The sequence below is a fragment of the Archangium sp. genome, from assembly GCF_036388035.1.
GTDB lineage: Bacteria > Myxococcota > Myxococcia > Myxococcales > Myxococcaceae > Archangium.
Map to the genome: position 1 here is coordinate 1 of NZ_DASVSO010000306.1, position 7,715 is coordinate 7,715.

The following is a 7,715-nucleotide window of genomic DNA, read 5'->3' on the forward strand; positions in this document are numbered from 1 at the left end:
CGTCGCCTTGGCGCCGAGCGCCTCGGCCTGCTTGAGCAGGCGCGCACGGATGACCTCGTAGCTGCCGCCCTCCAGCGTGGCCTCTCCCGCGGGGGTGGGGCTTTCAGTTGCCATCGTCAGTTCACCGAGAAAGGGGGGGGAAACGAGGATGCACGTCCCCGCCCGAGCGGGCGTGAGGGGACGTGCATCCGTACTGTCAGACCGCGGGGCTCAGCCCTGGGTCTTCTCGACGGGAGCCGAGGCCCGGGCGGGCTCGGCCTCCACGAGCGCCTTGAGGTTGGACGTGGCGGCGGCGGTGGGGCTGGGCGCCATGCGGTGCAGCAGCGCGGCCATGGCCAGGTTCTGCGCGTCGCTGGTGAAGCCCGGCTTGGAGAAGATCTCCTTGAGGTCCGCGGGCAGGTCCTTCTCGCCGTTGAGGTAGCCGCCGAAGACCTTGCGCAGCGTCTCGCTCTGGTCGAGCGCGCCGTCGAAGGACTGCCCGACGGAGATGGCCTTGATGAAGCGCTCGAAGAACTGGCCGTCGCCGCCGACGATGTTGACCTTGGCGTGGCCCATGGTCTCGGCGAGCACCTTGGACTGGGCCTCGGCGATGTCCTTGCGGACGTGGATGGAAGCGAGCTCCACGTCGCGCTCCTTCTGCAGGCGCAGGCGGAACTCCTCGTGCTCGCGGGTGGCGCCCTGGAGCAGTGCCATGGACTCGGCCTTCTCGGCCAGACCGCGGGCCTCGGCGAGCAGCTTCTCCTCGATGCCCTTGGCCTCGGCGAGCAGCTTCTCACGGGAAGCGATGGCCTCGGCCTCGCCGCGCTTCTGGATGGCCTGGGCCTCGGCCTCGCCGATGCTGGCGCGGGCCATGCCCTTCTCCTTCTCACCCGCGGCCTCGGCGAGCAGCTTCTCGCGGGCGGCGGAGGCCTCGGCGAGGCCGCGCTCCTTGAGGACGGTGGCCTGGGCCATGCCCTGCTTCTCGATGACGGCGGCCTCGGCCTCCTTCACGCGCACCGTGGCCATGCCCTGCTTCTCGACGGCCAGGGCGTCCGCCTCCTTCACGCGCACCTCGGCCAGACCGTGGGCGGCCTCCTCGGCCTGGATGCCCTCGGCCAGCCGCATCTTCGCCTTGGCCGTCTTGTCGGCGGCCTCCAGGTCGGCCTCGGCGAGGGTGAGCCGCTCCTTCGCGGTGAAGGAGGCCACCTGGTTGCTGGCCTCGGCGGCCTTGATGTCCTTGACGAACTTCTCCTGCGCCTGGGCCTCGGCGGTGATGAGCAGCGCGTCCTTGCGGCGCGTGGCCTCGGCCTTCACGCGCAGGTCCTTGATGCGCTCCTCCTCCTCGGCCACCGTCTTCTCCACGGCGATGCGGGCGCGCACCACGTCGGCGATGGCCTTCTTCTCGGCCTCGAGCTGCTTCTCCTTGCCGATGCGCGACAGCTCCACCTCGCGCTCGCGGTTGATGGCCTCCAGGGCGCGGTCCTTCTCCACGCGCTCGGTCTCGACGCCCACCACGCGCTCGCGGTTCTTCTGCGCCACCTCGATCTGGCGGTGCTTGTTCTGATCGTTGATCTGGATCTCCTCCTCCGCCTTGATGCGCGCCAGCTGCTGCTTGGCGTACTCCTCGGCCTTCACGCGCTCGGCCTCGGCCGTCTCGCGCGCCTGGATGGAATCGATCTCCCGCTTCTGCTTGGCGGCGGCCTCGGCGCGCTGGCGCTCGAGGGCGAAGATGGCCTCATCCGCCTCGACGTTGCGCTTGGTGATGGCCATGCGCTCGCTCTGGCGGAACTCGTTGGTGTGGATGTTCTGGACGGACGTCAGCTCGGTGATCTTCCGGATGCCCTGCGCGTCGAGGATGTTGTCCTTGTCGAGCATCTCGACGGGGGTCTGCTCCAGGAAGTCGATGGCGCAGTCCTCGAGCATGTAGCCGTTGAGGTCCTTGCCGATGACCTGGATGACCTGGTCCTTGATGGCGTCGCGCTTGGTGTAGAGCTCCTCGAACTCGAAGCTCTTGCCCACCGTCTTGAGGGCCTCGGAGAACTTGGCCTCGAAGAGGTGCTCCAGGGTCTCCTGATCGCTCGCGCGGACGCAGCCGATGGACTGGGCCACCTTGAGCACGTCCTCGCGCGTCTTGTTCACCCGGACGAAGAAGGTGACCTTGATGTCGGCGCGGATGTTGTCCTGGCAGATCAGGCCCTCCTTGCCGCGGCGATCGATCTCGATCGTCTTGAGGGCGATGTCCATCACCTCGGCCCGGTTGATGATGGGCCAGACGATGGAGCCGGTGAAGGTGACCATCGGCTCACCCTTGAACGGGTTGATGATGAGCGCGCGTCCCTGATCCACCTGCCGGTAGAACCTGGAGACGATGAACGCGGAACAGAAGAGGAAGAAGAGTCCTCCGACGATTCCGGATGCGACGATTGGCAGTTCCATGTCGGTGTCGTTTCCCGAGCGAGTAGACCAGGGGGCTGCGAACAGGTGGCGACCGGAGACCCCCGAAACAACCCGGTGCGCCAGAGACGAATGAGCGGCAGGGAGCTACCGCGCGCGCACCTTGTCCCGCGCGAGCGCGGCGGCGGTGAGCGGATCCTTCAGGTGCTCCAGCTCTTGGGGAAGGAGCCAGTCCACGGGCTCCACCTCGTAGGCATCTCGGGTGGCGTCGTAGCCGAGGATGAGCGCCTTCTCCCCGCGCTTGAGCTCGTTGGCCTTGTCGCACACCACGTTGAGGAGGAGGCCAGCGCCGCCGTCCTCGAAGGTGGCATGGCCGAACTTCCCATCCACCCGGCCGCTGGCGATGACACACACGCGGCCCATGAGCTCGGAGCGGCGAGGCGCCTGCTGCACGGCGAACATGGGCCGCAGGGGCCGCACCACCAGGCCGGCGAGCACCAGGCCCGCCGCGAGGCACAGCGCGGCCAGGCCCCCGCTGACGAGCGCGCCGGGCAGCGCCCCCAGGGCCTCCTTGGCGGGACGGGCGAAGGCCAGCGACATCAACCAGGAGAGGAACACGACGAAGCTGACGGACACCGTCACCGGGACGCCGCCGAAGCCGAGCAGCTCGAAGAAGTTGGCCCCGTGCCCGGAGCCTTCGAGTGAGGCCTTGGCCCCACCCTCCACGGCGGCCTTGGCGCCGCCCTCCACCGCGCCCTTGACGCCCCCTTCGAGCACCTCGCCTGCACCGGCCTTTGCGCCCAGCGCGAAGTCGCCGAGGTCCCCGTCCAGGAGATCGATGCCCACGGCGCCGATCATCACGGTGAGCCAGTAGCCGACCACCACGCCGAGCGGGATGGTGAAGAGCACGGTCGGAAAGGCGAGGAGGGCGTTGAGGAACTCGGTCATCGGACCTGCAAGCGGAGCGGTGGCTGGGAGTCTATTCCAGGGTTACTGGATCAGGACAGGGCCTCGGGCCGATTTTCCGCCTGCCTCCTCTCCAGACGGGCGAGCCGGGGCTGCGTTGACGGGGCGCATGTGGCTGCACAGGCATTCCAGATGACGGGCGCACGGGGCGCCGGGACGGGAGCCAGGGCACGGGCATGAGGCACATCGAGAGACTGGAGCAGGAGGGAATCCGTCGGCTCGGCAGCCCCGGGCGAGGCTTCCGCTACAAGCACGCCAACGGCAAGCCGGTATCGGCGCAGGAGCTCGAGCGCATCGAGGCGCTGAAGCTGCCGCCGGCGTGGAAGGACGTGCTGATCAGCCCCTCGGCGACGTCGAAGCTGCAGGCGATGGGGAAGGACGGCGCGGGGCGGTGGCAGTACCGCTACCACGAGTCCTTCACGAAGCGGCGGGAGGCGGAGAAGTTCCAGCGCGTGGTGAACTTCGCGCGGGCGCTGCCAAAGCTGCGGCGACGGGTGGCGGCGGATATTCGAAAGCCGGGGCTGGGGCGGGACAAGGTGATGGCGTGCCTGCTGCGGATTCTCGGGACGTGCTTCATCCGGCCGGGGAGCCAGCAGTACGCGGACGAGAACCAGAGCTTCGGGCTGGCCACGCTGCGGGCGAAGCACGTGAAGGTGAAGGGGGACACGATCATCTTCGACTTCCCGGGCAAGAGCGGGCAGCACCAGCACCGGGAGCTGAGGGATCGGCAGGTGGCGCACGTGGTGCGCGAGTGCCTGAAGGTGCCGGGGCGGGACGTCTTCAAGTTCGTGCTGGATGACGGATTCGTGGTGGACGTGAGGCGGCGCCACATCAACGAGTACATCCAGGAGGTGATGGGGGCGCAGTACAGCGCGAAGGACTTCCGCACGTGGGGCGGGACGCTCATCTGCGCGTGCGCGCTGGCACGAGCCAAGGAGCGGGTGCGCCGCGAGGCCGAGAAGGAGGGCCTGAAGGTGACGAAGAAGACGATGGTGGCGGCGGTGAAGGAGGTCGCCGAGCACCTGGGGAACACGCCAGCGGTGGCGAGGGGCTCGTACATCTACCCCTCGGTGCTGGCGATGTTCGAGAAGGGGCGCGTGGTGGAGCGCTACTTCGAGTCGGTGGAGGAGCTGGTCCGGCACGAGAAGCCCGCGCTGCACTGCGCGGAGAAGGCCTTGCTGGACATGCTGGAGGACGGCGAGGTGCCCAGCGCGGCCGGAAGGGCCTCGGCGTAGCGCCCCTCCTCCGAGAGCAGGGGCACGACCAGGCGTCTGACCGGACTGGACCCCTCAGTCCATGGGATCCGGGCTAGGCTGCGCGAAGTGAGCGAGTACGTCACCCATCGGAACGCCTTGACGGGTGTCAGGCTGGAGGCCTTGCGAGAGGCCCTGCTTGCCTCACGCTTCGTGGCGCGAAGCCCGCTGATGGGGACGTTCCAGAGCAGCCGGGGCTTCGCCTTCATCTTCACGGAGGCGGGACGGGCGATGCTGGAGGAGCGCTTCCCCTTCCTCCGGGAGTACCTGGCGCTGGTGATGAACCCAGCGAGTTCCCGGGGATTGCTGCCCTGGCGCGAGCGACTCTTCGGCCCTAAGCAGGAGCGCCGGAGGCCCAACGCCTTCTACCTGAACCTGCTGCTGCTGGAGCCGGGGCGAGGCGTGGGGCGGCACATCGACGCGACGCTGCAGGAGCCGAGCGGCGTGCCCGGAGCGACGCCCGAGCACGTGAGCGTGCTGTACGTGAGCGTGCCCGAGCGGGTGAAGGGAGGCGCGCTGGTGCTCGCCCGGGGCAACGAGCCGACGGGTGTGGTGCGCCCGAGGACGGGCATGCTGGTGCACTTCCGAGGGGACCTGACGCACGAGGTGCAGCCCTTCACGGGAGGCGGAGAAGGCGCGCTGCGAGCGAGCCTCGTGTGCGAGCAATACGCGTTCGCGCCCGAGGTGCTGGCGCGCCTGCCCGAGTTCCGCATCCAGTCCAAGGCGGGCTTCTCGGCGTACCTGGAGGAGCACCGCCAGCGCAGCGCGTGAGGAGCGCGGTGTGCGGGTTCCTCCCGGAGCAGGCGGAGGCTCCGCGGAGCCTCCGGGCAGCCTAGGCTCCACGGCCTATGCGGACTCCCTCGAGACTCTGGCTGGTGTTGTTCGGGCTGTTGGCCGGGTGCGCGACCACGAGCCCCACCGTTCCTGAAGCCGACAACCCTCCGGAAGTAGCGGACTCCTGGGAGGAGGGCTGCGAGGACGAGCGGAACCTCGTCCTGCTGTGCCGCGAGGACGGCGACGAATGTGGCTTCTTCCGCTGCCGGGAGGTGGCGCCGAACGAGGTGCTGCTTGCCTCCCGGGGCAGCGGGTCCTTCTACATCCCGGGTGGCTCACCGTCCGCGCCACGCCGCTGGAGGAACCGCCCCTTTTCATGGCCCCGCAGCAGCGAGCCCGTCCTCACCTTCCGCTTCAACCGCCACTTCGACCCCAAGCCGCCACAATTCATCCTGCCCCCGGGCCGCTGGGTCCACCACCATGTTTTTCCCCAGGCTCCAGCGCTCAGGGCATGGTTCCACCAACAAGGGGTGCCTAACATCCATCAGTTCACCCTCCTCATCCCCGAGCATGTCCATATCCGCATCCACAGCGGTGGAGCATCGGGCGGCATGTGGAACCAAGCCTGGAGGGACTTCATTGATGCCCGCCCCGATGCTACCCCTCAAGACATCTACCGCCACGCAGGGGAATTGATCTTCCGCTTCCAACTGACCGGGCCCATCGTGCCGTACCCTCGCGGAGGGCGATGAGGTGACGACATGACGAAATTCTACCGGCTCCGAACGCCAAGAACGTCACGGTACACAGGCAACGTCAGCGCCAGGCGCAAATGGGGAGCCCTCCCCGGGCTTCGCTGTCCCGAATGCACAGCTACCTGGGCAGGAGGGTTCTCCGCGTATCCGAGCGTAGACCTGTCCTCGCTCCCCGAGCGCGGTGAATACGAGAAGCCTAGACCTGAGCCCTTTGACCAATTCGCGAGGCTGCGAGAGTGCGTGAGGCCACTCGTTCCACCTGGGGGCCAATTGTTACCGGGGGCTTCTCTCGGTCCGCTCGTCGGTACTGCCACTGGCTCCTTTAGTCCCCTCTTCCTTCACTACTTCGGAGCAATCCTGATTCGCCGTGAGGCGTTGGAGCAATTGAAGTCCGAAGGCGTACAGGGTCTGCGCGGTTTCCCAACGGAAGTGCGTTTCCGGCAAAAGAACCATCCGGAGTTGCTGGAGTTGGAAATCCTCGCTCATGGCCGGCTCCATCCGGACTGCACGCCGGAGCGACCTCCACCATGCTCTAAATGTGGCCGAGATTCCTTTACATTCCCAGACGACCCCATCCTGAACGCAGCCTCGCTCCCGACGCACACCGACCTGTTCCGGCTGAGCGACTTCGAGACGATCTTCATCGCTACCGAGCGCTTCGTGGACGCCGTGCAACGCCTGAAGCTGGACGAGGTCGACATCCACGAACTGCCGGTGCGCTGAACGCGCTCCCTTACCTCAACCGGGCCGCCAGCGAGCCCAGCTCCTGAGACTTGTGGCGGTTCGTCCGCGCCACCTGGATGGCGAGCGCCTTGGCCGTCGCGGCCACCTCCCGCCGCACGTCACCCGACAGCTCCGCCTCCACCAGCAGCTCCGGCACCTTGGCGAAACGCCCGTAGTCGTCCGCGAGCCAGGCCCCGAGCAACTCCTCCGCCACCTCGCGCACCGCGCCCGCCACCTTCGCCGCGAGCGCCAGCGACACCTCGGCCAGCTCCCGGCAGAAGAGCGTCAGTTCATCTTCGTCCGCGATACTGTCGAACACCCGCGGGATGCTCTTCACGAAATACCGGAGGACCAACACGCCCTCCTCGGGGTAGCCCTCGGCGAAGGAGCGCACGTCCCCGAGCAGTCGCTCCAAGCGACCGATGTAGCCGGGCACTTCCCGCCAATCGACGTACCGCACGCGCATGGCGCCATCGATGGCCTGCCGCAGCTCGCGGGACAGTGTCGCCTCCGCCCCCGAAAGCTCCTCGGGCCGGGCGAGCGAGTGCCGCAGCGTCGGGTCCGCCAGGAACCGCTCCACGGCGAAGTCGAGCAACCGCTCCCGAGGCCAGGACGCCAGTCGGGCCCGGATCTCCACCTTCAACGCGGGCTCGCGCTCCGCACCACCGTCGTGCTTCCGAGTCATCGCGAGAAGCTTAAACATCCCGACCGCAGACGTCATGTGCGCGAGGTGACTCCCCGAGTCGGGCTCCCCTGCCCCCTTACTCCCCGGCATACCGGAACCCGGAAACGACAAAGCCCCACTGGCTCGTCGCCAGCGGGGCTTCGCGTTGGAGTTGCGGGGGCAGGATTTGAACCTGCGACCTTCGGG

The 7,715-nt window shown here is 67.8% G+C and carries 7 protein-coding genes; 4 read left to right on the forward strand and 3 right to left on the reverse strand.

Going from position 1 to position 7,715, the window contains the following annotated elements:
- Positions 1–210: 210 nt before the first annotated feature.
- Positions 211–2,415 carry an SPFH domain-containing protein gene (locus tag VF697_RS12725; RefSeq protein ID WP_331094685.1) on the reverse strand — a complete coding sequence of 735 codons (2,205 nt, stop codon included), beginning with the start codon at positions 2,413–2,415 and terminating at the stop codon, positions 211–213.
- 105 nt (positions 2,416–2,520) lie between these two features.
- Positions 2,521–3,321: a hypothetical protein gene (locus tag VF697_RS12730; protein ID WP_331094687.1), complete on the reverse strand. Its 801-nt coding sequence runs from the start codon at positions 3,319–3,321 to the stop codon at positions 2,521–2,523.
- A gap of 194 nt (positions 3,322–3,515) precedes the next feature.
- Between VF697_RS12730 and VF697_RS12735 the strand changes: the two genes are divergently transcribed.
- From VF697_RS12735 to VF697_RS12745, 4 genes are all read left to right on the forward strand, one after another.
- Complete coding sequence (locus tag VF697_RS12735; protein ID WP_331094689.1) at positions 3,516–4,574, forward strand: DNA topoisomerase IB; 1,059 nt, start codon at positions 3,516–3,518, stop codon at positions 4,572–4,574.
- A gap of 87 nt (positions 4,575–4,661) precedes the next feature.
- A complete protein-coding gene (locus VF697_RS12740; protein WP_414641279.1) occupies positions 4,662–5,363 on the forward strand; it encodes a 2OG-Fe(II) oxygenase in 702 nt (233 codons plus the stop codon).
- A 77-nt stretch (positions 5,364–5,440) separates the two neighbouring features.
- A complete protein-coding gene (locus VF697_RS43485; protein WP_414641280.1) occupies positions 5,441–6,118 on the forward strand; it encodes a TIGR02269 family lipoprotein in 678 nt (225 codons plus the stop codon).
- A 9-nt stretch (positions 6,119–6,127) separates the two neighbouring features.
- On the forward strand, positions 6,128–6,844 hold the full coding sequence (locus tag VF697_RS12745; protein WP_331094690.1) for a double-CXXCG motif protein: 717 nt from the start codon (positions 6,128–6,130) through the stop codon (positions 6,842–6,844).
- Positions 6,845–6,854: 10 nt separating this feature from the next.
- Here the strand turns inward: VF697_RS12745 and VF697_RS12750 are convergent, their stop codons facing one another.
- On the reverse strand, positions 6,855–7,529 hold the full coding sequence (locus VF697_RS12750; RefSeq protein ID WP_331094692.1) for a hypothetical protein: 675 nt from the start codon (positions 7,527–7,529) through the stop codon (positions 6,855–6,857).
- Between the last annotated feature and the right edge of the window lie 186 nt (positions 7,530–7,715).

Coding starts and splice junctions, on each gene's coding strand:
- VF697_RS12725 (WP_331094685.1), bottom strand. CDS start 2,415: ATGGAACTGCCAATCGTCGCATCCGGAATCGTCGGAGGACTCTTCTTC.
- VF697_RS12730 (WP_331094687.1), bottom strand. CDS start 3,321: ATGACCGAGTTCCTCAACGCCCTCCTCGCCTTTCCGACCGTGCTCTTC.
- VF697_RS43485 (WP_414641280.1), top strand. CDS start 5,441: ATGCGGACTCCCTCGAGACTCTGGCTGGTGTTGTTCGGGCTGTTGGCC.
- VF697_RS12735 (WP_331094689.1), top strand. CDS start 3,516: ATGAGGCACATCGAGAGACTGGAGCAGGAGGGAATCCGTCGGCTCGGC.
- VF697_RS12745 (WP_331094690.1), top strand. CDS start 6,128: ATGACGAAATTCTACCGGCTCCGAACGCCAAGAACGTCACGGTACACA.
- VF697_RS12750 (WP_331094692.1), bottom strand. CDS start 7,529: ATGACTCGGAAGCACGACGGTGGTGCGGAGCGCGAGCCCGCGTTGAAG.